Source organism: Serratia sp. PL7, from assembly GCF_945957435.1.
Genome location: NZ_CAMFLB010000019.1, coordinates 101,851 through 126,873, shown reverse-complemented (window position 1 = coordinate 126,873; position 25,023 = coordinate 101,851). Strand labels below are relative to the sequence as shown.

Here is a 25,023-nt window from a genome sequence, read left to right as displayed (position 1 = left end):
ATGGCAAAAAGAACTTTCGCGTAACGAAGGTGAGTCAGGAGTGACGATGAAAGGTATTATTCTAGCCGGCGGTTCGGGGACGCGTTTACACCCGATCACCCGCGGCGTCTCCAAGCAGTTGCTGCCTATTTACGATAAACCGATGATTTACTATCCGCTCTCGGTGCTGATGCTGGCCGGGATCCGCGATATTCTGATTATCTCTACGCCAGAAGATCTGCCCTCGTTTCGCCGTTTGCTGGGCAACGGTGAAGAGTTTGGCATCAACCTCAGCTACGCCGAACAACCGAGCCCGGATGGGCTGGCGCAGGCTTTCCTGATTGGTGAAGAGTTTATCGGCGGTGAGCCGTGCTGCCTGGTGCTGGGCGACAATATCTACTTCGGCCAGGGCTTCAGCCCGAAACTGAAGAGCGTGGTCCAGGGGCTGAAAGGCGCTACGGTATTTGGTTACCAGGTCATGGACCCAGAGCGCTTTGGCGTAGTGGAGTTTGACGATAACTTCCGCGCGCTGTCGATTGAAGAAAAGCCGCTGAAGCCAAAGTCCAATTGGGCGGTCACCGGCCTTTATTTCTATGACAACCAGGTGGTGGATTTCGCCAAGCAGGTGAAGCCTTCCGAACGTGGCGAGCTGGAGATCACCAGCATCAACCAGATGTATCTGGAACGCGGCGAATTGAGCGTCGAGCTGCTGGGGCGTGGTTTTGCCTGGCTCGATACCGGCACCCACGACAGCCTGATCGAAGCCAGTACCTTTGTGCAGACGGTAGAGAAGCGCCAAGGGTTCAAGATTGCCTGTCTGGAAGAGATCGCCTGGCGTAACGGCTGGCTGGATGATGATGGCGTAAGACGCTCGGCGCAGGCGTTAGCCAAAACCGGCTATGGCAAATACTTACTGGATTTACTGCATGTCCGTCCACGCCAATATTGAGCCTTTGGGTTGGGAAAGCGAGTATTTCCAACTCTCTAGCGCCAAACTGCATTTTGACGATGCGGCTCCCGCGCTGACGGCAACTGAACTGGATGCGTTTGCACTGGTTCAGGCCAAGATCCCGGCTCAGCGCCTGGACTTGGCCGATGGTTTGGCTGGCGTAGGGTTTCGGCTGGTAGAGGGCGAAGTGGACTTTGCCCTGGCAATTGGCACAGATTGTGCATTGAATTTACCGGCTATCCGCATCGCCCAGCCTGAAGATATTCCACTGTTGCGTTCGGTGGCGGCCAAGGTTTTTGCCGCCAGCCGTTTTCGCGCGCCTTGGTATCAGCCGCAGGACAGCGGGCGTTTTTACGCCACCTGGATTGAAAAAGCGGTGCTGGGGACGTTTGACCATCAGTGCCTGCTTGTGCTGGGCAGCGATGGGGAGCCAGAAGGGTTTGTCAGCCTGCGTGATATCGGCCAGCAAGAGGCGCGTATCGGCCTGCTGGCGGCATTCCCAGGTGTACAAGGTAAAGGGACCGGTTCTCGGCTGATGACTGCCGCGATCGCCTGGTGCCAGCAGCAACGGCTGCAGCGCCTGCGGATCGCGACTCAGATAAGTAATATTGCCGCGTTACGGCTCTATCAACGGCACGGTGCCACCCTAGAAAGCACCGCGTATTGGTTCTATAGAGGTTTACATGATCCCATTTAACGCTCCACCGGTTGTTGGCACGGAACTCGATTATATGCAGGCCGCGATGAGCAGCGGCAAACTCTGTGGTGACGGTGGTTTTACCCGTCGCTGCCAGCAGTGGATGGAACAGCATTTCGGCTGCCCGAAAGTGCTGCTGACGCCGTCTTGCACCGCGTCACTGGAAATGGCCGCCATCCTGCTGGATATCCAGCCGGGTGATGAAGTGATCATGCCGAGCTACACCTTCGTATCCACCGCTAACGCCTTTGTGCTGCGCGGGGCGGTGATGGTGTTTGTCGATCTGCGTCCAGACACTATGAACATCGATGAAACCAAGATTGAAGCGGCGATCACCGATAAAACCCGTGCCATCGTGCCGGTGCATTACGCTGGCGTGGCCTGCGAAATGGACACCATCATGGCGTTGGCGAAGAAGTACAACCTGATGGTGGTAGAAGATGCTGCGCAGGGCGTGATGTCGACCTATAAAGGCAAAGCCTTGGGGACCATCGGTCATATCGGCTGCTTCAGCTTCCATGAGACTAAAAACTACACCGCTGGCGGTGAAGGTGGCGCGACGCTGATTAACGATCCGGCCCTGATCGATCGTGCCGAAGTGATCCGTGAAAAAGGCACCAACCGCAGCCAGTTCTTCCGTGGTCAGGTGGACAAATATACCTGGCGCGATATTGGTTCCAGCTATCTGATGTCAGATCTGCAAGCCGCTTATCTGTGGGCGCAGCTGGAAGCCGCCGAGACAATCAACCAGCGCCGCCTGAAGCTGTGGCAGAACTATTACGATGCCTTGAAACCGTTGGCGGCTGCGGGGCGTATCGCCTTGCCGGTCATTCCGGCCAACTGCGTGTATAACGCCCATATGTTCTACATCAAGCTGAAAGACGTGCAGGATCGCACCGCGTTTATCGACTACCTGAAAGAAGCCGAAATCATGTCGGTATTCCATTACATCCCACTGCACGCCTGCCCGGCGGGTGAGAAGTTTGGCCGTTTCTCCGGCGAGGACCGCTTCACCACCAAAGAGAGCGAGCGCCTGGTGCGTCTGCCGCTGTTCTTTAACATGTCAGACGTCAATCAACGTACGGTGATCAATACCATCCTGAGCTTCCTCGCCTGATATGTCGCTGGCAAAAGCATCGATTTGGACCGCTGGCTCCACGCTGATCAAGATCGGCGTGGGGTTGCTGGTGGTAAAAATGTTGGCGGTGGCCTTCGGCCCCAGCGGTGTTGGGCAGGCGGGTAACTTCCGCCAGTTGATCACCGTGCTGGGCGTGCTGTCGGGTGCCGGGATTTTTAACGGTATCACCAAGTATGTGGCGGAATACCATCAGGATCCGCAGCGGTTGCGGATGGCGGTGGGTACCGCATCCAGCATTGTGCTGGGTTTCTCAACCCTGCTGGCGCTGGTGTTCCTGTTTGCTGCCGAGCCGATCAGCCGTGGGCTGTTTGGCCATGGCGACTATGTGAACGTGGTGCGGGCGGTGGCGTTTATCCAGATGGGGATTGCCTACGCCAACCTGTTCCTGGCGATCCTCAAAGGTTATCGCGATGCCATGGGTAACGCGCTGGCGGTGATCGCCGGTAGCCTGATTGGCGTGGTAGCCTTTACGCTATGCTTTAAGCTGGGCGGTTATGAAGGCGCACTGGCCGGTTTGGCTCTGGTTCCTGCCCTGGTGGTGTTGCCTGCCGGTTTCATGCTGTGGCGGCGCAAGGCGCTGCCGCTGCGCTATCTGGCGCTGGCCTGGGATAAGGCGCTGGCCAGCCATCTCGGTAAGTTTACCCTGATGGCGCTCATCACCTCCGTGACCTTGCCGGTCGCCTATGTAATGATGCGTAACCTGCTGGCAGAGCATTACGGCTGGGACGAAGTGGGGATCTGGCAAGGGGTGAGCAGTATCTCCGATGCCTACCTGCAGTTTATTACCGCTTCTTTCACCGTTTACCTGCTGCCAACGTTGTCGCGCCTGCAAGAGAAAAGCGCTATTTCGCGGGAGATCGTGCGCTCGCTGAAGTTTGTGCTGCCTGCGGTCGCCGCTGCCAGCTTTACCGTCTGGCTGCTGCGTGACTTCGCCATCTGGCTGCTGTTCTCAGAGAAATTCGTTGCCATGCGCGATCTGTTTGCCTGGCAACTGGTGGGGGACGTGCTGAAAGTCGGGGCCTACGTCTTTGGTTACCTGGTGATCGCCAAGGCGTCGCTACGTTTTTATATTCTGACAGAGGTCAGCCAGTTTGCCTTGCTGACGCTGTTCTCGCACTGGCTGATCCCACTGCACGGCGCATTAGGGGCAGCACAGGCCTATATGGCAACCTACATCGTGTATTTTGCGCTCTGTAGCTGCGTATTTATTCTTTATCGTAGACGAGTATGACCATACTAATCCACGTACTGGGATCTGATATCCCGCATCATAATCAGACGGTGTTGCGCTTCTTTAATGACGTGCTGGCCGAACGCTTGCCCGCAGAACAAGTGTGTCACTTCATGGTGGCAGCCAAAGACGTGGCCGCGTTGGGCCACTTTCCCAAACTGACCATCGAGGCTTTCCCCGGCAAAAAGAGCCTGGCAGAGGCAGTGATTGCCCGTGCCAAGGCCAACCGTGACAACCGCCTGTTCCTGCATGGCCAGTTTAACGCGGCGCTGTGGCTGGCCTTGCTGAGCGGCAAAATCAAGCCGCGCCAGGTGAGCTGGCATATCTGGGGGGCCGATCTGTATGAAAACGCCACCAGTTGGAAATACCGCCTGTTCTACGTGCTGCGCCGCATTGCCCAAGGGCGGGTGGGCCACGTGTTTGCTACCCGAGGCGACCTGATCCACTACCAGCAGCGGCACGCGCGCGTTCCGGCCTCGCTGCTGTATTTCCCGACGCGGATGGACCCTGCGTTGACAGGCATCGAGGTCGAAAAGAACCTGGCCGGGCCGATGACCATCCTGGTGGGCAACTCTGGTGATACCACCAACCGCCATATCGAGGCGTTACAGGCTATCCATCAGCAATTTGGTGACAAGGTGCGGGTGATTTTGCCGATGGGCTATCCGGCCAATAACGATGTCTATATTGCCCAGGTGCGTGCGGCGGGCCTGAAGCTGTTCTCCGAGCAGAACCTGCAACTGCTGACCCAGCAGGTGGCGTTTGACGATTATCTCAATATCCTGCGTGAATGCGATCTCGGCTACTTTATTTTCGACCGTCAGCAGGGGATCGGTACGCTGTGCCTGTTGATCCAGTTTGGCGTGCCTTTTGTCCTGAGCCGCAAGAACCCGTTCTGGCAGGACCTGGCCGAGCAGCATCTGCCGGTGCTGTTCTATGGCGATTCTCTGGATGAAGCCGTGGTGCGCGAATCACAGCGCCAGCTGGCAACGCTGGATAAGCGATCCATTGCCTTTTTCAATCCGAACTACGTGGATGGCTGGCAGCAGGCATTGGCGCTGGCGGCGGGGGAAAACCCATGACGCTGGCACAGTTTGGCGGGCTGTTTGTCGTCTATCTGATCGGGGCGCTGTTTGTGCTCACCCTGACCTATCAGGAGTTTCGGCGCGTCCGCTTCAACTTTAACGTCTTCTTTTCCTTGCTCTATCTGCTGACGTTTTACTTTGGCTTCCCGCTGACCTGCTTACTGGTGTTCCAGTTTGACGTGGCCGTGGTGCCGGTAGAGTTCCTGCTGTACGCCATTCTCTCCGCCACCGCCTTCTACGCCATTTACTACGTCAGCTACAAGACGCGGTTGCGTAAACGCACTGGTCAGCCGCATAAGCCGGTGTTCACCATGAACCGGGTTGAGACGCATATCACCTGGATATTGCTGGCGCTGGTGGCGATCGGCACCGTGGGCATCTTCTTTATGCAGAACGGCTTCCTGCTGTTCAAGCTCAATTCCTACAGCCAAATCTTCTCCAGCGATGTGTCAGGGGTGGCGCTCAAGCGCTTCTTCTACTTCTTCATCCCGGCGATGCTGGTGGTCTATTTCCTGAAGCAGGATCTGCGCGCCTGGTTCTTCTTCCTGGCGGCCACGGTGGCGTTTGGCATTCTGACCTACGTGATCGTGGGCGGTACCCGTGCCAACATCATCATCGCGTTCGCTCTATTCCTGTTTATTGGCATTGTGCGCGGCTGGATCTCGCTGTGGATGCTGGTAGCCGCCGGGGTGTTTGGCATTGTCGGCATGTTCTGGCTGGCGTTAAAACGCTATAGCCTGGATGTCAGCGGCCCGGAAGCGTTCTACACTTTCCTGTATCTGACGCGTGATACCTTCTCGCCGTGGGAGAACCTGGGACTGCTGCTGCAAAATTACGACAAGATCGATTTCCAGGGGCTGGCCCCGATCGTGCGTGATTTCTATGTCTTTATCCCTGCCTGGTTGTGGCCGGGACGGCCTGATCTGGTGCTGAATACCGCCAACTACTTTACCTGGGAAGTGCTGGACAACCATTCCGGGCTGGCGATTTCCCCGACGCTGATTGGTTCGCTGGTAGTGATGGGCGGGGTGTTGTTTATTCCGTTGGGCGCTATTGTGGTGGGCCTGATCATCAAGTGGTTCGACTGGCTGTATGAACTGGGAAAAAGCGAGCAGAACCGCTTTAAGGCGGCGATTTTGCAAGGGTTCTGTTTTGGCGCGGTGTTTAATATCATCGTGCTGGCGCGTGAGGGGGTAGATTCCTTTGTCTCACGCGTGGTGTTCTTCTGCATCATTTTTGGTGCCTGCCTGGTATTGGCAAAATTACTGTACTGGCTGTTTGATGCTGCCGGGCTTATCAAGACTCGAATTATGCGCAAGCGCGCGTTGGCTCCCGTGGCCAACTCTCTTGTGCCAAGGTAATAGTGACAATGGAAGCAAACATTTCGGTTCCCAAGTATGAGCTGCGCGGTTTCAGCCTATGGGGCTTTCGCAACATGGCGCAGTGTATGGATTTTCTGTTCGATGGTGGCAGGGTCAAGCAAGGCACCCTGGTGGCGATGAACGCCGAGAAAATCCTCAATGCGGAAACCGATCCGGCGCTGCATGCCCTGCTGGATGAGGCTGAGTACAAATATGCCGATGGCATCAGCATGGTGCGCTCCATCCGCCGCAAGTATCCTGGCGCTGAGGTGTCGCGCGTGGCCGGGGCCGATCTGTGGGAAGCCATGATGCAGCGCGCCGGGCATGAAGGCACGCCGGTGTTTCTGGTTGGCGGCAAGCCTTCTGTGCTGGCAGAGACCGAGCAGAAGCTGCGCAGCCAGTGGAATGTGAATCTGGTAGGCAGTCAGGATGGCTACTTCAAGCCGGAACAGCGGGATGCCTTGTTTGCACGCATTAGAGCAAGCGGCGCGGCTATCGTGACCGTGGCAATGGGATCGCCCAAGCAGGAAATCCTGATGCGGGATTGCCGCAAGGTGCATCCACAGGCGTTGTATATGGGGGTTGGCGGCACCTATGACGTGTTTACCGGCCATGTGAAGCGCGCGCCCAAGGTGTGGCAGAATCTGGGCCTGGAGTGGCTCTACCGCCTGCTCAGCCAGCCGAGCCGTATTCGCCGCCAGCTTCGACTACTCAAGTTCGTCGGCTATTACTACACCGGCAAGATGTGATCCTTCGGCTGGAGCAGCCTCTCCGTTGCTCCAGCGTCTGTTTTGCTCAAATAATCTCCCTATCGGCCATAACGTGGTCAAAGCTATAACCTCGGTCAATCATTCCCTCGTCATTTATTCCATAAGGTTTTAATTCGCGGTTTGCTTATAGCGGCAAAATGCGAAACCATAGCGCCCGAAAATTTCCCCAGGCTGCAGCGGCACTTCCCCGCAATTAAATTGTGCGGATGACTCCTTAAGTTCCGTTTTGCCCGGCGGGGGATGAATTACACTCAACTTGTCTAAAACAATAATGACCGGCACCGATCGGCAGGCAAAACAGCATCAAAAATATGACTGAGGATGTATGGCAAGCAAAGAAAAACCACAAGGTTTACATCGCGGGTTAGAAGCGCGACATATAGAGCTGATCGCCCTGGGTGGCACGATCGGCGTGGGTCTGTTTATGGGGTCAGCCAGTACGTTGAAATGGGCAGGGCCTTCGGTGCTGCTGGCCTATATCATCGCCGGCCTGTTTGTGTTCTTCATCATGCGTTCGATGGGGGAGATGCTGTTCCTGGAGCCGGTGGCGGGCTCTTTCGCTGTCTATGCGCACAAATACATGAACCCCTTTTTCGGCTATCTCACCGCCTGGGGCTACTGGTTTATGTGGCTTGCCGTGGGGATATCGGAAATCACGGCTATCGGCGTCTATGTGCAGTTCTGGTTCCCAGAGATACCGCAGTGGCTGCCTGCGTTGATTGCGGTTGCTATGGTCGCGTTAGCCAACCTGGCGGCGGTGCGCCTGTACGGTGAGCTGGAGTTCTGGTTTGCCATGATCAAGGTCACCACCATTATCGTGATGATCCTGGTGGGCCTGGGGGTGATCTTCTTCGGCTTTGGTAACGGCGGGCAGCCGACGGGCTTTGCCAACCTGACGGCTCACGGCGGTTTCTTTGCCGGTGGCTGGAAAGGCTTCCTGTTTGCCCTGTGTATCGTGGTGGCTTCTTACCAGGGCGTTGAGCTGGTCGGCATTACCGCCGGGGAAGCCAAAAACCCGCAGGTGACGCTCAAACGTGCGATCAACAACATCCTGTGGCGTATCCTGATTTTCTATGTCGGTGCCATCTTCGTGATTGTCACCATCTTCCCGTGGAACGGTATCGGCACCGCAGGCAGTCCGTTTGTGCTGACCTTTGCCAAGATTGGTATTGTTGCCGCAGCCGGTATCATCAACTTTGTCGTGCTGACCGCCGCGCTCTCCGGCTGCAACAGCGGCATGTATAGCGGCGGCCGGATGCTCTATGCCCTGGCCAAGAACCGCCAACTGCCTGCGGCATTGACCAGGCTTTCTGCCAGCGGTGTGCCGGTCAACTGTATTGCCATTACCATTATCTGCCTGCTGGTGGGGTCTGCGCTGAACTACGTTATCCCCAATCCTCAACAGGTGTTCGTCTATGTCTATAGCGCCAGCGTGCTGCCGGGCATGATGCCGTGGTTCGTGGTGCTGATCAGCCAGATCTATTTCCGCCGTGCCCATAAAGAAGCGATGAAGACTCACAGCTTCAAGTCATTTATGTTCCCTTACATGAACTACCTGATCATCGCTTTCCTGATTTGTGTGCTGGTTGGCATGGGGATCAATCCGGATACGCGGATTTCGTTGGTGGTGGGGATGATTTTCCTGGCTGCGGTGAGCCTGTGCTACTTTGTATTCGGGATGCATAAAGTCCATCATCAGCCTGAAAAGCGGACAGAAAGTCAGCGCTAAGCTTAAGAAAAGGGCCTTGTCGGGCCCTTTCTGCTGCAAGAGTGAGCAAAGGGTCAGCCAACTCAACATTTCTGAGAAAAAGCACTAGACAGGATGGGCATAAAACCGTAGTATCCCCACCCGCAACGGCGCTACGCGCCCGTAGCTCAGCTGGATAGAGCGCTGCCCTCCGGAGGCAGAGGTCTCAGGTTCGAATCCTGTCGGGCGCGCCATTAATTTTGTGCGCAGGAGCTGCGGTGGTATGATTACCGCGTGAAGTAAGCAGTAGATAAAGTAGTTATGGTGGCTATAGCTCAGTTGGTAGAGCCCTGGATTGTGATTCCAGTTGTCGTGGGTTCGAGCCCCATTAGCCACCCCACTTTACCTAGGGTAAAGTAAAAGAATTGAAAGCTGTTTTGTGACAGTGCGAAGGTGGCGGAATTGGTAGACGCGCTAGCTTCAGGTGTTAGTGTTCTTACGGACGTGAGGGTTCAAGTCCCTCTCTTCGCACCACACACAAAATGTCTGATAAATTTAATATTTACATAGACATAGGCTGGAAAGTTCGGTAGTATCAGCAACAAGAAATCGGCGAGTAGCGCAGCTTGGTAGCGCAACTGGTTTGGGACCAGTGGGTCGGAGGTTCGAATCCTCTCTCGCCGACCAATTTCAAAGAAACCTGCTTTTTTAAGCAGGTTTTTTTACGTCTGGAATTTGTGTAGCCCGTTCAGCGATGAGCGGGTTTTTTGCTTTTTATACTGAGTGACATTGTGGGCGTCCGATACCTGAGATATCGTGCTGGCCCCTCACCCTAACCCTCTCCCACAGGGAGAGGGGACCGATCGAGTTCGTTGATTTCTCTGCGTATTACCCTGCCTTTCTCCTTCTTACATTACTCTCCGAAGCGGTACGATCGAGTTCATTGATTCTCTGCGTAATACCCTGCCTTTCTCCTTCTTACATTACTCTCCGAAGCGGTACGATCGAGTTCGTTGATTCTCTGTGTAATACCTTGCCTTTCTCCTTCTTACATCACTTTCCGAAGTCGCACGAGCTAATCAAGGGCTCAGGGCAGCCCCCTCGCCCTTTGGGAGAGGGTTGGGGTGAGGGGAACAGACGACTTTAGAGCCGGCCTTACAAGGGAATGATCAGAAGGAAGCAGAGATAAGCGCTGGAAAAATGGCAGGGTGCAAAATGGAGGATAAACAGCGCAACGACTTCTGGAGCATATCGGCATCATGCCATTCTTGCCCCAGATAACAGTCGTTTTATTTCAGGCAGGCGTTACGTCGGCAATCAGAGATTAATCGTGCCGAATGAGAAGTCTACGTTATTGAAAACGGTGATGATTTTGTTGATCAGTTTCATAGTGGCAGTCCCCAGAGAGTCATTGATAGTGTGATTCATGTCACACAAATAGGCTACACTCGGCCGCCAAATCGATCAAGTATTTTGTGATGCATCTCACAAAAATATTAAACCGATGTTTTATTTTAGCGAGAGTCGTTTTATCGAGCGGCTTTATCTTGGCAAACCCTACGAAATTTCAACCTGTCTCCTTTTGTCCTTTATGGGCATGCCTGTTGTCGTCAGTTTGAGACATTTAACCTGATGATTTTAATCAATAAAAAAGACTTTTCATTAACCCGTCGTTTTAAGGCGACAGGATCCGTAGAGGGGCAAATCGCAGCGAGCAGGCGGGAAAAATCAGTGGGGTTAAAAGAGAGAATATTAAATCGTTTAAATTCAAAATGATGAGTTAAATTTTTGCCTAATGGCACTCGGCAATCAAAAGTTGGCACGCCAAGTGCAATATCTCTATCGTAGATGCTCATTCCACTTCTTATGTTCGCCTTAGGCCTCATAAACCCAGGAATGATGCAGAGCCGATTTTAGGGTGCCTATTGCCCACCTGAACGATGAAAGGGTTGCTTGCAACGGCTTCATCACACTCCGGGCAAAACGTTGAGTGAGGCACCACCCAGTTGTCCTAGACCTGATTGCTTCTTTTATACACTTGTCTCGCGGCAAGTGTTTTTTTTGCCCCAAGGAAAGTTTCAGGCAAAAAAAAGGGCCCAGCACGGCATGCTGAGCCCTGACAAGCCAACCGGGGAAGTTACTCGCCGTTTTGCTTGAGCGTTAACATCAGCCCTTCACGGCGCATCTGTGTGGCTTCGTCGCTGCGGTGCAGCTTATCCAACGCATCTGCCAGCCAGGCGTAGTCATACGCATCTGGCCGCTGTTGCAGTGCTGCATGGAACGCATCACTGGCTTGCTGCCATTCACCGTGCTTCATCAGTAACTGACCCAGTGTGCTGTTAAGCAACGGCGTCGCACCATGCTGCTTGATCTGTTGGCGTAACGCTTTCTCCAACTGCTCCGGGTTGCCAGACTTGATACGTGGGATCAACAACACCAACCGCTCATCGTATTGGCGCTTCAGACTATCCAGCACAATGCTTTGTGCCAGTTCATGGTCATTACACTCAATAAGATGTTCCACCATCGCGACCTGTAGCGGGATTTCGTGGCGAATTTTACGGCTTTGATCTTTCCACCAGCGCTTCAACCCTTCACTGCCTTCATCGGCCATGGCCTGATTCATCAGGCCGATATAGGCCTGCTGCTGTAAAGCTTGCAGCTCTTCTTCGCTGTGCAGGTTGATTTTGCTCATCGAAGGCAGAATTTCCAGCAGTGAGGCATACGCTCCGGTACGCAGATAAGCCTGCTCCGCCAGCCGCAGCACTTCCGGATGACGTGGTGCCTGGTTCAGCAAGCGATCGACGCCGTGCCGTGCTGCATGGGCTTCACCCTGCGCCAACTGAATACGCACGCGGGTAATGTCTACCGGCAACTGATCGGTATCGGCAGCTTCGGCGGCACGCTCCAGATACTGGTTGGTGCGGAAGCCATCGCCACGTTGCTGCGCAGCTTCTGCTGCCAGCAGGTAGTTCACCACCGGTTGCTCGGCATGATCGGCATTGCGGGTCAGCAGTTTCTCTACCTGCTTGTAATCCCCTTCCGCCAGTTTGATCAGCGCCTCTTTGGTTTGCTTACGGGCGCGGCTACGTTTGCGGCCAAGGAACCAGCCACGGGTGCGCGCGCCAGTGCGGAAGACGCGGCGCAGGATCCATTCGATGACAAACAGCACCAGGAATAGCAGTACTGCCATAATCACCAGACCGGTCACGCTGGTTTCGACGTTGTAATTGTCGGTCTGGATCAGCACATAGCCTTGGTGCCCGGCCAGCATCGGCCCCAGCACCAGGCTGGCAATCAGCACCAGAAACAGGAATAACACGCGTAACATGGCTTATCCCTCCTGGTGAGTGGCAGGGGCCTGGGCCAACAGATTACGCACCCGGGTCTGCATCAGTTTTTCCAGCATCGGCTGGCTTTTCAGCTGGCCCGGTACATCCATGGAAATCGATTGCTGGCTCAGGTTGTCCAATTCTTCCAGGAACGCCTTGGTAGCCGGATCGGTGGTATCGAAGTAGGCGCGTACCCAGGTCGATACCGTTTCCAGCGACTGTTTATACACTTCGTTCTGATGGCGAGGGATCGCCTGTGCGGCAACCAGCAGGCGCGAACGGATATTCTCACGCAGGTAGACATCCTGATTCGGCGCCAGCAGCGGTTCGGCACTGCTATCGCGACGGCGGACGGTAATAAAGTCCGCCATAAAGTTGTGCCAGCTCTTGGTCAGGTTTTGACGCCATTCGCTCAACGAACTGGACAGTTCGCCGTCGTCTTCATCCATCGGCCGTTCGTCACGGTTGTTATCCGCCAGACGCAGGTCGTCGACCTGATTGGACAGCTGGTTGACCTTCAGAATGATGCCGTCAAAATCTATCTGCGCCACGGCGGAGAGGGTGCCGACATCTTCGGTGATGGCGCGACGAATATCGATCAGGCTCGGATCGTTCATCTCTGCCAGGCTGGCGTCGGCGCTTTTCAGCAGCGCAGCCGCGGTGGTGACATCCTGATCGCTCCACAGCTTGCGGCCTGCCATTTTCACCAGAAAGTCCGCCTGTGCCAGCAGCCAGGTTTTGGCATCGCTGCCGGAAATGGTGGCAACCTTATCTTGCAGTTCATTGAGCTGACGCACCAGCGAGGTTTGCTCGCGATCGGTGGCCTCCAGCGTTTTACCCTGCTGTTGCAGCAAGCCTTCCAGCGAGCTCTTTTCCTGCTGTTGGCTCTGCTTCAGCTCTGCCAACTGTTGCTGCAAGGCCTGGTTGGCGGCGATCAATGTCTGAGCCTGCTGGTGCGTGTGATAATAGCCGCCAGCACCCAGAGCGATGACCAGCACGATGGCAATCGCACCCAAAACCGGGCCGGTGTTCTTACCTTTCCGGTGGTCAGCGGCTGGCTGCTGGGGGCTCTCAACCGCTGGGTTTGATTCTTCAACCGCGGCGGATGGAGTGTTTTGTTCCGTCATAGTGGCACATCCCATAGTCAGGTTATTGTAGCGCGCGGATCAGCGCGTCATTATCTGCGTTTTCAGCTACCCGAATCGTGCTCCAACCCAGCTCCTGGGCAAGGGTAGCAAGACGTTCACTGACGACTATCAGGCGGCAACGTAACAGCCACGAAGAGCGATAGTAATCAGGAACTAAAGTATAGAGCTGTTGTAACATTTCGCCGCTGGTCACTACCAGCGTATTGATACCGGCACGTTGCCAGTGGGCGCTTTGCTCACTGCCATCATAGTGCACCGGGCTGCGTTGATAACATTCATAATAGCTTACCATTGCACCCCGCTCAGCCAGCGTCTCGCCTAGCAGTTCGCGGCCGCCGTTACCCCGCATGATCAAGGCTCGTTTACCGGTGAGTTGTTGCAGCGCGGGCAGCAGCAACAGCATTTCGCTGATTTCACGTTCACGCGGATAGTCTACCGGTAGGCTGCTGATGCGATGCATTGCCAGTGCGGTGGTGCGGCCAATAGCATAATAGGACAACTGGCCAGGCCATTGAAGCCCGGCGCGATTGATGACCGAACTGGCATAGCTGACGGCGTGCTGCGACAGGGCAAACACCAGATCGCCCGCCTGCAACTCTGCCAGCCCCTGAGGTAAGCGGACAAGATCGTTACCGGGGGCGAAGTCGATCAGCGGCGCGTGAAAGGCAACCCGGCCAAGTGCGCGCAGGCGGCTCACCAGTTGTTCCCCGGCGGGAGAAGGGCGGGTTACCAGAATAGTCATGCAGGAGGATTTCCCTGATAAACGTCATGCAGGATCTCACGGGCACCGGCAGCCAACAGTTCTTCTGCCAGTTCTATGCCCATTTGCTCAGCCTGTGCCGACGGGCCACGGCGTTCACCGCAGACCATCTGGCTGCCGTCGGGGGCGCCTACCAGCGCACGTAACCACAGCTCATCGCCTGTCAGTTCGGCATAGCTGCCGATGGGAACCTGGCAGCCCCCTTCCAGCCGGGTGTTCATCGCCCGTTCGGCGCGGACACGGATTTCGGTTTCGCGATGGTTGAGAGGGGCCAGCAAAGCGCGGGTGACGTCATCGTCAAGGCGGCATTCGATACCGACCGCACCCTGGCCGACGGCAGGCAAGGATTCTTCGGCGCTTAACGGGCAGCGGATTCGCTGTTCCAGGCCCAGACGTTTTAACCCGGCCACGGCCAGAATAATGGCGTCGTAATCGCCGTTATCCAGCTTACCCAACCTTGTACCGACGTTGCCCCGCAGATCGCGCACGATCAGATCCGGGCGACGGCGACGCAGCTGGCATTGACGGCGCAGGCTGGAGGTACCTACCACGCTGCCTAGCGGCAGTTGATCGAGCGAGGCAAAGTTATTGGAGACGAAAGCGTCACGCGGGTCGTCACGTTCACAGATGGTGACCAGCCCCAAGCCAGCGGGGAAGTCGACGGGGACGTCTTTCATCGAGTGTACGGCAATGTCTGCCCGGCCTTCCAGCAGAGCCAGCTCAAGTTCTTTGACGAACAGGCCCTTACCGCCAACCTTGGCCAGCGGCGTATCCAGAATGATGTCGCCGCGCGTGACCATAGGCACCAGTTCCACCTGCAGGCCCGGATGGCTAGCCATCAGACGCTGCTGAACATAGTGTGCTTGCCATAGGGCAAGTGGGCTCTGACGGGTGGCAATTCGAATAATTTTGTCTAACATGCTGGTTACCGTTTTTATAATTCGCCGTCCATCCTACCACTGAGGATCAAAACTGTCAGTGCAAGAAGCCACAGGCGGAGAAAGGACAACGGAATCAAAGGGGCGTGAGGGAAAGTTGGCGGCAGTTCACACTGCGGGTAAATCATTTATAGAAGCGCTAGGGTAAGTGTGTCGCTTTACCTCCTTTACGGTCAATCAGCAAGGTGTTAGATTGATCACGTTTCCAGCAATAAGTCGTCAAAAATTCTTCTAAACTAAAGACGCAGCGGGAATACGGGTTTTTTTCAAGCATCGGGATAATCAGGCGAGACGTCTTGTACCTCTACATCGAGACACTGAAACAAAGACTGGATGCGATCAACCAACTACGTGTCGATCGTGCCCTGGCGGCCATGAAGCCCGCGTTCCAACGGGTCTACAGTCTGCTGCCTACCTTATTGCACCACCATCACCCACTGATGCCGGGCTACCTCAACGGTAACGTTCCCCATGGCATCTGTATCTACACGCCTGATGAAACCCAACAAGCTTATCTCAATGATCTAGAAGACAAATGGGGCAGCCCATTTGAAAAAATGGCCACGGGCGAACTGCCGATTACGGCGCTTTATTCCATGGGCAGCACTTCCTCGATCGGCCAGAGCTGCACCTCGGATCTGGATATCTGGGTCTGCCACCAATCCTGGCTAGACAACGAAGAGCGCAGCCGCCTGCAGCAAAAATGCAGCCTGCTGGAAAAATGGGCGGCCTCGATGGGGGTGGAAGTCAGCTTCTTCCTGATCGACGAAAACCGCTTCCGCCATAACGAAAGTGGCAGCCTGGGCGGTGAAGACTGCGGCTCGACCCAGCATATTCTGTTGCTCGATGAGTTCTACCGCACGGCCGTACGCCTGGCAGGGAAACGTATCCTGTGGAACATGGTGCCGGGCGAAGAGGAAGCGCATTACGATGAATATGTGCTTTCGCTCTATTCTCAGGGGGTATTAACCCCGAATGAGTGGCTGGATCTCGGTGGATTGAGCACGCTCTCTGCCGAAGAGTACTTCGGTGCCAGCCTGTGGCAGCTGTATAAGAGCATCGATTCGCCTTACAAGGCGGTGCTGAAAACGCTGCTGCTCGAAGCCTATTCATGGGAATACCCGAAAACTCAGTTGCTGGCGATGGGGATCAAGCATCGTCTGCACCAGGGGGAGATCGTCTGCTTTGGCCTTGATGCGTATTGCATGATGCTGGAGCGCGTCACCCACTACCTGACAGAAATCAACGATACCACCCGCCTTGATCTGGTTCGCCGCTGCTTCTATCTGAAGGTCTGCGAGAAGCTGTCGCAATCCAACAACGCTACTATCGGTTGGCGGCGGGAAATCCTCAGCCAACTGGTCAGTGAGTGGGGCTGGGACGAAGAGCGGTTGGAGATCCTCGATAACCGGGCTAACTGGAAGATCGAACGGGTGCGCGAAGCCCATAACGAACTGCTGGATGCGATGATGCAAAGCTATCGCAACCTGATCCGTTTCGCTCGCCGCAACAATCTCAGCGTCAGTGCCAGCCCGCAGGATATCGGAGTGTTGACTCGTAAACTGTATGCGGCCTTTGAGGCACTGCCGGGTAAGGTGACGCTGGTGAACCCGCAAATTTCACCAGACCTGTCAGAAAACGACCTGACCTTTATTCACGTGCCGATTGGCCGCGCCAACCGCACCGGCTGGTACCTGTATAACCAGGCACCAGAGATGAGCTCGATCGTCAGCCATCAGCCGCTGGAATATAACCGTTATCTTAACAAGCTGGTGGCCTGGGCTTACTTCAACGGCCTGCTCACCTCACGCACCCGCTTGCATATCAAGAGTGGCAATATCTGCGACACCGCCAAACTGCAGGAACTGGTTACCGACGTGTCGCACCATTTCCCGCTGCGCTTGGCCGCTCCGACGCCGAAAGCGCTCTACAGCCCGTGCGAAATCCGCCATCTGGCGATTATCGTCAACCTGGAAAACGACCCGACGGCGGCCTTCCGTAATCAGGTGGTGCATTTCGATTTCCGCAAGCTGGACGTGTTCAGCTTTGGCCAACAGCAGCAATGTCTGGTTGGCAGTATCGATCTGCTGTACCGCAACTCATGGAACGAAGTGCGTACCCTGCATTTCAGCGGTGAGCAGTCGGTGCTTGAAGCGTTGAAGACCATTCTGGGCAAGATGCATCAGGATGCTGCACCGCCGGAATCGGTGGAGGTATTCTGCTACAGCCAGCACCTGCGTGGCCTGATCCGTACCCGCATTCAACAGCTGGTTTCCGAATGTATCGAGCTACGTCTTTCCAGCACTCGCCTGGAGCCGGGCCGGTTTAAAGCGGTGCGTGTGGCCGGGCAAACCTGGGGCCTGTTCTTCGAACGCCTGAGTGTGTCGGTGCAGAAGCTGGAAAACGCCGTGGAGTTCTATGGGGCTATTTCCAACAACAAACTGCATGGTCTGTCGATCAAGGTAGAAACCGATCAGGTGCATTTGCCACCGGTAGTCGATGGTTTTGCCAGTGAGGGGATTATCCAGTTCTTCTTTGAAGACACCACGGATGATAAAGGCTTCAACATTTACATTCTGGATGAGTCGAACCGGGTTGAGGTTTATCACCATTGTGAAGGGAGCAAAGAGGAGTTGGTGCGCGATGTCAGCCGCTTCTATTCCTCCTCACACGATCGCTTTACCTACGGCTCGAGCTTTATCAACTTCAACCTGCCGCAGTTCTATCAGATAGTCCATCTCGATGGGCGCACCCAGGTGATCCCATTCCGCAGCAATGCGTTGTCGAACCTGTGTATCACGGTCGCCGACGGCAATGCCGCACAGCCTCTGAAGCAACAGTTCCAACTGCATTAATGCTTGAGGGCGCAGTATTGCGCCCCATCAGCAGAACTCAGCTAAAGCTGACCGTCTCGCCGGACTGTGTGCTGGCCGCTTCACTCAGTAACTCATAAAATTCCCGGCCGCTGCGATCGCACTGCCAACTCTCGTCACGATAGTTAAAGTGATAGCCACCGGCCTTGGTGGCCAGCCACACCTGATGCAACGGCTCCTGACGGTTGATCACAATCTTGCTGCCGTTTTCGAAGCTTAGCGTCATCACCCCGCCGTTGGTTTCGTAGTCGATATCCGCATCACCATCAAAATCGTCCAGGGTCTGTTCAATATTCAGCATCAGTTGGTCGGCCAACTGGTGAAACTCACTATCGTTCATATTCGATTCCTATTGCTTTTCATGATCCACCTGCGATTATAGTGAGCTTGGACGCATGAATTACAGGCATTAATGCAAATGAAAAAACAACTACGCTATGCGCTGATGGCCGTTTTGCTGGCCGGGCTCTCTGGCTGTGGCCTGAAGGGCCCGCTGTATTTTCCACCGAAGGACAAACCGGCAGAGCAACCGGTAACCAGTGCAGGTACCGTTAGCAAAAACCAACAAGAACCCGCTGGCACTCAGCAGCAACCGTCGATGATCAATCAGTAATGAGCCTTTAGGGTGGTTGATGCCACCATAAGTATCAGACGGTACGTCGTCCAGATAGCGGAGTATGATATGCAGTTCTCCAAAATGCACGGTTTAGGCAACGACTTTATGGTGGTCGATGCGGTTACACAGAACGTCTACTTTTCACCTGAGCTGATCCGCCGTCTGGCCGACCGGCATCTGGGCGTGGGTTTTGACCAGATGCTGGTGGTAGAACCGCCGTACGATCCTGAACTCGATTTCCATTACCGCATTTTCAATGCTGACGGCAGTGAAGTGGCCCAGTGCGGTAACGGCGCCCGCTGCTTTGCCCGCTTTGTGCGCTTGAAAGGCTTGACCAACAAGCGTGATATCCGCGTCAGCACCCAGACCGGGCGTATGATCCTGAGCGTCACCGATGATGACCTGGTGTGCGTCAATATGGGCGAGCCGAATTTCGATCCGCAGATTGTGCCGTTTCGCGCCACCAAAGCGGAAAAGACCTACATTATGCGCGCGGCGGAACATACGGTGCTGTGCGGCGTAGTCTCAATGGGTAACCCACACTGTGTGTTGCAGGTGGACGACGTGAAAACTGCCAAGGTGGAGCTGTTGGGACCGGTGCTGGAAGGACACGATCGCTTCCCGGAACGTGCCAACATCGGCTTTATGCAGGTGGTGAGCCGTGAGCACATCAAACTGCGGGTTTATGAGCGTGGTGCCGGTGAAACTCAGGCCTGTGGCAGTGGTGCCTGTGCCGCCGTGGCGGTGGGCATTCAGCAAGAGCTGCTGGCGGAAGAGGTGCATGTCGAACTGCCCGGCGGTAGCCTGCATATCCGCTGGAAAGGGCCAGGAGAGCCGTTATTTATGACCGGCCCGGCCACCCATGTTTATGACGGATTTATTCACTTATGAAGCAGGTTGACGATCGGATAGCCACGGGCGTTGAGCTTGATGATGACTCGGTGATGCAATTTCTGATGCAGAATCCGGACTTCTTTATGCGCAATGCGCGGCTGGTTGAACAGATGCGAGTGCCTCACCCGGTGCGGGGCACGGTATCGTTGGTGGAGTGGCATCTGGCGCGCCAGCGCAACCAAATCACCCAGTTGGAAGAAGAGATCACCTTGCTGATGGAGCAGGCCAGCGCTAACGAATCGCTGTTTGGCAGCCTGCTGCATCTACAGGCCGACCTGGCCACCGCCAGCAGCCTGCAGGATATGCTCAACCGCTTACAGCGTTGGGCGCGCGGGTTTGGGTTGGCGGGGGCGAATATCCGCCTGTTTGCCGATCGCTGGAATATTGGCGCACCGTCGGACTTCACCCATCTTGGCCTGGCGCGCTCGGCGTTTGAGCCGCTGCGAATTCAACGCCTGGGGGATCGCTATCACTACCTCGGCAACCTTAATGGCCCCGAACTGCTGCTGCTCTTGCCGCAGGCCAAACAGGTTGGCTCCGTGGCGCTGTCGTTGTTAGGGGAGCAGGGCGATCTCGGCATGGTGATCTTCAGCAGCCGCGATACTCAACATTATCAACAGGGGATGGGCACCGTGATGCTCGGCCAACTGGCGCGTATGTTGCCAAAACTGTTGGAACGCTGGATAGAACGCGCATGACCAGCGTAGCGGCCAACCTGCAACCGCCGGTGGACGCTTTCCTGCGTTATTTAAAGGTGGAGCGGCAACTCAGCCCACTGACTCAGATCAGCTATTCGCGCCAGCTGCAGGCATTGATCGCCATGGCAGGCGAACTGGGCATCAGTGAATGGCCGATGCTGGATGCCGCCAGAGTGCGTCAGTTGGCAGCCCGGAGTAAGCGCGCCGGGTTACAGTCTTCCAGCCTGGCGCTGCGCCTTTCTGCATTACGCAGTTTTCTGGACTGGCTGGTCGGCCAGGGCGTGATAAGCGCCAACCCTGCCAAAGGCATCCGCACACCGCGCAGTGGCCGTCATTTGCCGAAGAATATCGACGTCGATGAAATGAACCAGCTGCTGAACATCGATCTTAACGATCCGCTGGCAGTTCGCGATCGCGCAATGCTGGAAGTGATGTACGGGGCCGGGCTGCGTCTGGCCGAACTGGTGGGGCTGGATTGCCGCCATGTCGATCTGGGCGGCGGTGAGATCTGGGTGCTGGGGAAAGGCAGCAAAGAACGCAAATTGCCGATAGGCCGTACGGCGGTCACCTGGTTGGAACACTGGCTGGCGCTGCGCGATCTGTTCGCGCCGCAGGATGATGCCATGTTCCTCTCCAATCAGGGCAAGCGCATCTCGGCGCGCAACGTACAGAAACGTTTTGCCGAGTGGGGCGTCAAGCAGGGCGTCAACAGCCATATCCATCCGCACAAACTGCGTCACTCCTTTGCCACCCATATGCTGGAATCGAGCGGCGATCTGCGCGCGGTGCAGGAGTTGCTGGGGCACGCCAACCTGACCACCACGCAAATTTATACCCACCTCGACTTTCAACATCTGGCGAACGTGTACGATGCCGCGCATCCACGCGCCAAACGAGGGAAATCCTGATGCACTTTTACCGTCCGTTACGCCCGCTGGCCGCGCTGACTTTCGATCTGGACGATACGCTGTATGACAACCGTCCGGTGATCAAGCAGACCGAGCATGAGTCGGTGGCCTTTTTGCAGAACTACCATCCGGGATTGAGCCATTTCCAGTCGGCGGACTTCCACCGTTTGCGGCAGGAACTGCGTGAACAGGATCCGGAGATTTACCACGACGTTACCCAATGGCGCTGGCGGGCGGTCCACCTGGCGTTGAGCCGTCAGGGGCTGCGCGATGCTGAAGCGTCCATCGGTGCGGATGCCGCCATGCAGAACTTTGCCCTGTGGCGTAGCCGGATCGATGTGCCGGAAGCCACTCACGCTACCTTGCGGGCGCTGGGGCAACGTTATCCACTGGTGGCGATCACCAATGGCAATGCCGATCCGGCCCAGTGCGGCTTGGAGCAATACTTCCAGTTTGTCCTGCGCTCCGGGCCAGATGGCCGCGCCAAGCCGTATCAGGATATGTATCAACTGGCGGTCGAAAGGTTGGGCGTGGCGCCGGAACAAATCCTGCACGTCGGGGATGACCTGACCACCGACGTTGCTGGGGCGCTGCGTTCGGGCCTGCAGGCCTGCTGGATCAACGACCGTCAGCGCAGCCTGATGCAGGTGGCTGACAGCCGTCTGCTACCACATATTGAGATTTCGCAGTTGGCATCGCTGACAGCATTGTTATAATCCCAGCAGAACTCTGTATAAATTCCCAGTGGAAAGTGCGTGGAAGCGGGCTTTCCCTTTACCAATCAATGGTGCCTATGGACGTTTCCGACCTGCTCGACAGCATGAATGATAAACAACGCGAAGCCGTGGCTGCGCCACGCAGCAACCTGTTGGTGCTGGCCGGTGCAGGCAGCGGCAAGACCAGGGTGCTGGTGCATCGCATTGCCTGGCTACTGGCGGTGGAGAACTGCTCGCCGTACTCCATCATGGCGGTGACTTTCACCAACAAGGCGGCGGCAGAGATGCGCCACCGTATCGAACACCTGATTGGCACCAGCCAGGGCGGCATGTGGATCGGCACCTTCCACGGCTTGGCACACCGCCTGCTGCGCGCCCATCATATGGATGCCAACCTGCCGCAGGACTTCCAGATCCTGGATAGTGAAGACCAGCTGCGCCTGCTGAAACGCATCGTGCGGGCGCTGAACATTGACGAGAAGCAATGGCCGCCACGCCAGGCGATGTGGTACATCAACGGCAAGAAAGATGATGGCCTGCGCCCGCAGCACATCGAAAGCTACGGCAACCCGGTGGAAGCCACCTGGCTGCGGATCTATCAGGCTTATCAAGAGGCTTGCGATCGTGCAGGGCTGGTCGATTTTGCCGAATTGCTGCTGCGCGCCCATGAGCTGTGGCTGAACAAGCCGCATATCCTCAATCATTATCGTGAGCGCTTCACCAATATCCTGGTGGACGAATTCCAGGACACCAACCGCATCCAGTACGCCTGGATCCACATGCTGGCCGGGGGCAAGGCCAACGTGATGATCGTGGGGGATGATGACCAGTCGATCTACGGCTGGCGTGGTGCGCAGGTGGAAAACATCCAGCGTTTCCTGAAAGATTTTCCCGGTGCGGAAACGGTGCGTCTGGAGCAGAACTACCGCTCGACCAGCACCATCCTGAAGGCTGCCAACACCCTGATCGCCAATAACGACGGGCGCATGGGCAAAAACCTGTGGACTGAAGGGGCCGAAGGCGAGCCGATATCGATTTACTGTGCGTTCAACGAGCTGGATGAAGCCCGCTTTGTGGTTAACCGCATCAAGGCCTGGCAGGACAACGGCGGCGCGCTGAACGACTGTGCCATCCTGTATCGCAGCAACGCCCAATCGCGCGTGCTGGAAGAGGCCTTGCTGCAAACCGTCATGCCATACCGCATTTACGGCGGCATGCGCTTCTTCGAACGTCAGGAGATCAAGGATGCCCTGGCCTATCTGCGACTGATCGCCAACCGTAACGACGATGCGGCCTTTGAGCGCGTTGTGAATACCCCAACGCGCGGCATTGGCGATCGTACCCTCGACGTAGTGCGCCAGGCGGCACGAGACCGCCAACTGACGCTGTGGCAGGCTACGCGTGCGCTGCTGCAAGATAAGGTGCTGGCGGGCCGTGCAGCGTCCTCCCTGCAGCGTTTTCTGGAGCTGGTGGACTCACTGGCTCACGAAACCGCCGAAATGCCGTTGCATGTGCAAACCGATCGGGTGATCCGCGATTCCGGGCTGTTTATCATGTATGAGCAGGAAAAGGGTGAGAAGGGCCAGGCGCGTATCGAAAACCTTGAGGAACTGGTCACGGCTACGCGCCAATACAGCTACCAGGATGAAGATCAGGATCTGATGCCGTTGCAGGCCTTCCTGTCCCATGCCGCACTGGAAGCGGGGGAGGGACAGGCAGATGCCTATCAGGACGCGGTACAGCTGATGACCCTGCACTCGGCAAAAGGGCTGGAGTTCCGCCAGGTGTTTATCGTCGGCATGGAAGAGGGTATGTTCCCAAGCCAGATGTCGCTGGACGAAGGTGGCCGCCTGGAAGAGGAACGCCGTCTGGCCTATGTTGGCCTGACCCGTGCGATGCAAAAATTGACGCTGACCTATGCGGAAACCCGCCGCCTGTATGGCAAAGAGGTGTATCACCGACCATCACGCTTTATCGGTGAGATCCCGGAAGACTGTGTGGAGGAGGTGCGCCTGCGGGCCAGCGTCTCCCGCTCGGTGAGCCACCGCCGGATGGGGACGCCGATCAGTGAAAACGACACTGGTTACAAGCTTGGACAGCGCGTGCGCCATGCCAAGTTTGGCGAAGGCACCATCGTCAACCTGGAAGGCAGCGGTGAACACAGCCGGTTGCAGATCGCGTTTCAGGGTGAAGGCATCAAGTGGCTGGTAGCAGCTTACGCCAAGCTGGAAACGGTGTAACATCCCCTCACCCCAACCCTCTCCCACAGGGAGAGGGAGCTAAAGTCCCTGCTCTGTTGGAAGCAAGAAGATAATCTCAGCAAAAATTGAGTTTATCTTCTCCTAAGGTGAGTCAACAGAAGTCCATGATGTATCACCGTTTTTGCAGGCCAACTCGATCTGCCCCCTGTGGGAGAAGGTGAGGGGGCAATAATTTAGTGAGCGAAACGGTCACCCACCTTTGCAGTGGCATACCAGCGCATCACCGCTTCGATCCCCTCGCCACCTTCCGGTGGAGCCCAACTCATACAGTCGTCTTCACCGAGCGCCTGATAAGGGCCCTGCTTCACTTCAAACACCACGCCACCTGGATCGACAGATAGCACAGCATGCCAGGTAAACGCCGGCATCTCCAGCACCTTGGTTTCTTCACCCAGCAGGGTGCGTTGGGTGACCACGCCTTCGTCATTGAACTGCAACACTACGAAACGGCCACGTAGTGGGGTGAGTAACTCCCAGGTCTGCGGGTGGCGGTGTGGGCGAATATAGGTGCCAGGCTCCATGGCGATCGCCAGGCGTTGCACCGGATCGCTCAACTCTTCATGCAAGGTACGGTGGGCACGCAGGCGTGGCAGTGTGGCAGCCTGTTCGCTCATGGTCGTCAAATCGTGGGCGGTAATCTGTTTCATGTCGTCAATCCGCAATATTTCTGTGTGCTAATCTTAGCAAGATTCCTGGCCGCGGTCAGAGATCGCGACCAGGTTTTCCATCAGGCATGAGCAAGGTTGCAGGTGTGTTACAAACCGGCCGCGAGCGTGATGAATTGTTGCGCGATTATCCGCCCTAACCGGTTGACAGGCTTTTTCTTCTCGGCGTAACATGCGCGCACGAATCTCAATGAGGACACACGCCTTGGACACACCCAGTAGATACTGGCTCACAGACCTGGACACCAGGTACAACTTCTAAGGCTATCCCATTGCGCTGATACCCTTCGTGGTTGTCGGCGACCCTCCCCAGCGTC

23 protein-coding genes and 4 tRNA genes are annotated in these 25,023 nt (G+C 56.0%); 20 read left to right on the top strand and 7 right to left on the bottom strand.

Features of this window, described 5'->3' with window-relative positions; translation table 11 throughout:
• Window positions 1-46 precede the first annotated feature (46 nt).
• From rfbA to N6G83_RS40805, 12 genes are all read left to right on the top strand, one after another.
• A complete protein-coding gene (gene rfbA / locus N6G83_RS40860) occupies window positions 47-928 on the top strand; it encodes a glucose-1-phosphate thymidylyltransferase RfbA (protein WP_024527805.1) in 882 nt (293 codons plus the stop codon).
• The gene (gene rffC / locus N6G83_RS40855) at window positions 906-1,625 is read left to right on the top strand and encodes a dTDP-4-amino-4,6-dideoxy-D-galactose acyltransferase (protein WP_065684893.1); all 720 of its coding nucleotides are present in this window, start codon (window positions 906-908) and stop codon (window positions 1,623-1,625) included. Before rfbA ends, rffC begins: the two co-directional genes overlap by 23 nt.
• Window positions 1,612-2,742 carry a dTDP-4-amino-4,6-dideoxygalactose transaminase gene (rffA, locus tag N6G83_RS40850; protein ID WP_260524151.1) on the top strand — a complete coding sequence of 377 codons (1,131 nt, stop codon included), beginning with the start codon at window positions 1,612-1,614 and terminating at the stop codon, window positions 2,740-2,742. The genes rffC and rffA overlap by 14 nt, the downstream gene beginning before the upstream one ends.
• A gap of 1 nt (window position 2,743) precedes the next feature.
• On the top strand, window positions 2,744-3,994 hold the full coding sequence (gene wzxE, locus N6G83_RS40845) for a lipid III flippase WzxE (protein WP_059199111.1): 1,251 nt from the start codon (window positions 2,744-2,746) through the stop codon (window positions 3,992-3,994).
• On the top strand, window positions 3,991-5,076 hold the full coding sequence (locus N6G83_RS40840; RefSeq protein WP_211135628.1) for a TDP-N-acetylfucosamine:lipid II N-acetylfucosaminyltransferase: 1,086 nt from the start codon (window positions 3,991-3,993) through the stop codon (window positions 5,074-5,076). Before wzxE ends, N6G83_RS40840 begins: the two co-directional genes overlap by 4 nt.
• Window positions 5,073-6,440, top strand: a complete 1,368-nt coding sequence (gene wzyE / locus N6G83_RS40835; protein ID WP_024527809.1) for an ECA oligosaccharide polymerase — start codon at window positions 5,073-5,075, stop codon at window positions 6,438-6,440. The genes N6G83_RS40840 and wzyE overlap by 4 nt, the downstream gene beginning before the upstream one ends.
• An 8-nt stretch (window positions 6,441-6,448) precedes the next feature.
• Window positions 6,449-7,189 (top strand): lipopolysaccharide N-acetylmannosaminouronosyltransferase, encoded by a 741-nt coding sequence (gene wecG / locus N6G83_RS40830; protein WP_211135627.1) that lies wholly within the window; start codon window positions 6,449-6,451, stop codon window positions 7,187-7,189.
• 346 nt (window positions 7,190-7,535) lie between these two features.
• Window positions 7,536-8,939: a bifunctional threonine/serine APC transporter ThrP gene (gene thrP, locus N6G83_RS40825; protein ID WP_211135626.1), complete on the top strand. Its 1,404-nt coding sequence runs from the start codon at window positions 7,536-7,538 to the stop codon at window positions 8,937-8,939.
• Window positions 8,940-9,074: 135 nt separating this feature from the next.
• Window positions 9,075-9,151, top strand: a tRNA-Arg gene (locus N6G83_RS40820).
• Window positions 9,152-9,221: 70 nt separating this feature from the next.
• A tRNA-His gene (locus N6G83_RS40815) sits at window positions 9,222-9,297 on the top strand.
• Window positions 9,298-9,344: 47 nt separating this feature from the next.
• Window positions 9,345-9,431, top strand: a tRNA-Leu gene (locus tag N6G83_RS40810).
• A 76-nt stretch (window positions 9,432-9,507) separates the two neighbouring features.
• Window positions 9,508-9,584: transfer RNA gene (locus N6G83_RS40805), tRNA-Pro, on the top strand.
• A 923-nt stretch (window positions 9,585-10,507) separates the two neighbouring features.
• Here N6G83_RS40805 and N6G83_RS40800 read toward each other — a convergent pair.
• The 5 genes from N6G83_RS40800 to hemC form a co-directional block, all read right to left on the bottom strand.
• Window positions 10,508-10,753, bottom strand: a complete 246-nt coding sequence (locus N6G83_RS40800) for a hypothetical protein (protein WP_211135625.1) — start codon at window positions 10,751-10,753, stop codon at window positions 10,508-10,510.
• Between the two features lie 281 nt (window positions 10,754-11,034).
• Window positions 11,035-12,228 (bottom strand): protoheme IX biogenesis protein HemY, encoded by a 1,194-nt coding sequence (gene hemY, locus N6G83_RS40795; protein WP_199061528.1) that lies wholly within the window; start codon window positions 12,226-12,228, stop codon window positions 11,035-11,037.
• A gap of 3 nt (window positions 12,229-12,231) precedes the next feature.
• Window positions 12,232-13,356, bottom strand: coding sequence for a uroporphyrinogen-III C-methyltransferase (gene hemX, locus N6G83_RS40790; RefSeq protein WP_211135624.1), 1,125 nt, complete (start codon window positions 13,354-13,356; stop codon window positions 12,232-12,234).
• 22 nt (window positions 13,357-13,378) lie between these two features.
• The gene (gene hemD / locus N6G83_RS40785) at window positions 13,379-14,119 is read right to left on the bottom strand and encodes a uroporphyrinogen-III synthase (protein ID WP_074030098.1); all 741 of its coding nucleotides are present in this window, start codon (window positions 14,117-14,119) and stop codon (window positions 13,379-13,381) included.
• Window positions 14,116-15,057: a hydroxymethylbilane synthase gene (gene hemC / locus N6G83_RS40780; RefSeq protein WP_021807759.1), complete on the bottom strand. Its 942-nt coding sequence runs from the start codon at window positions 15,055-15,057 to the stop codon at window positions 14,116-14,118. The genes hemD and hemC overlap by 4 nt, the downstream gene beginning before the upstream one ends.
• A 314-nt stretch (window positions 15,058-15,371) precedes the next feature.
• Between hemC and N6G83_RS40775 the strand changes: the two genes are divergently transcribed.
• Entirely contained in the window at window positions 15,372-17,930 is a 2,559-nt protein-coding gene (locus tag N6G83_RS40775; RefSeq protein WP_024529532.1) for a class I adenylate cyclase, read from the top strand.
• Window positions 17,931-17,967: 37 nt separating this feature from the next.
• On the opposite strand, the gene cyaY is transcribed toward N6G83_RS40775, so the two are convergent.
• Window positions 17,968-18,288, bottom strand: a complete 321-nt coding sequence (gene cyaY / locus N6G83_RS40770; protein ID WP_024529533.1) for an iron donor protein CyaY — start codon at window positions 18,286-18,288, stop codon at window positions 17,968-17,970.
• A gap of 78 nt (window positions 18,289-18,366) precedes the next feature.
• Here cyaY and lptM point away from each other — a divergent pair, with 78 nt between their 5' ends.
• From lptM to uvrD, 6 genes are all read left to right on the top strand, one after another.
• The gene (lptM, locus tag N6G83_RS40765; protein ID WP_282440812.1) at window positions 18,367-18,561 is read left to right on the top strand and encodes an LPS translocon maturation chaperone LptM; all 195 of its coding nucleotides are present in this window, start codon (window positions 18,367-18,369) and stop codon (window positions 18,559-18,561) included.
• 69 nt (window positions 18,562-18,630) lie between these two features.
• Window positions 18,631-19,455, top strand: a complete 825-nt coding sequence (gene dapF, locus N6G83_RS40760) for a diaminopimelate epimerase (RefSeq protein WP_021181537.1) — start codon at window positions 18,631-18,633, stop codon at window positions 19,453-19,455.
• Window positions 19,452-20,156, top strand: a complete 705-nt coding sequence (locus N6G83_RS40755) for a DUF484 domain-containing protein (RefSeq protein WP_024529535.1) — start codon at window positions 19,452-19,454, stop codon at window positions 20,154-20,156. Before dapF ends, N6G83_RS40755 begins: the two co-directional genes overlap by 4 nt.
• Entirely contained in the window at window positions 20,153-21,064 is a 912-nt protein-coding gene (xerC, locus tag N6G83_RS40750; protein WP_024529536.1) for a tyrosine recombinase XerC, read from the top strand. The genes N6G83_RS40755 and xerC overlap by 4 nt, the downstream gene beginning before the upstream one ends.
• Window positions 21,064-21,780 carry a 5-amino-6-(5-phospho-D-ribitylamino)uracil phosphatase YigB gene (gene yigB / locus N6G83_RS40745; protein ID WP_021807765.1) on the top strand — a complete coding sequence of 239 codons (717 nt, stop codon included), beginning with the start codon at window positions 21,064-21,066 and terminating at the stop codon, window positions 21,778-21,780. Before xerC ends, yigB begins: the two co-directional genes overlap by 1 nt.
• 77 nt (window positions 21,781-21,857) lie before the next feature.
• Window positions 21,858-24,020, top strand: a complete 2,163-nt coding sequence (gene uvrD, locus N6G83_RS40740) for a DNA helicase II (RefSeq protein WP_211135623.1) — start codon at window positions 21,858-21,860, stop codon at window positions 24,018-24,020.
• 194 nt (window positions 24,021-24,214) lie between these two features.
• Here uvrD and N6G83_RS40735 read toward each other — a convergent pair whose 3' ends face one another.
• Window positions 24,215-24,688, bottom strand: a complete 474-nt coding sequence (locus tag N6G83_RS40735; RefSeq protein WP_024529537.1) for a WbuC family cupin fold metalloprotein — start codon at window positions 24,686-24,688, stop codon at window positions 24,215-24,217.
• Window positions 24,689-24,878: 190 nt separating this feature from the next.
• Here N6G83_RS40735 and ysgD point away from each other — a divergent pair, with 190 nt between their 5' ends.
• On the top strand, window positions 24,879-24,968 hold the full coding sequence (gene ysgD / locus N6G83_RS54965) for a YsgD/CorL family protein (RefSeq protein ID WP_367651464.1): 90 nt from the start codon (window positions 24,879-24,881) through the stop codon (window positions 24,966-24,968).
• The last annotated feature ends 55 nt before the right edge of the window (window positions 24,969-25,023 follow it).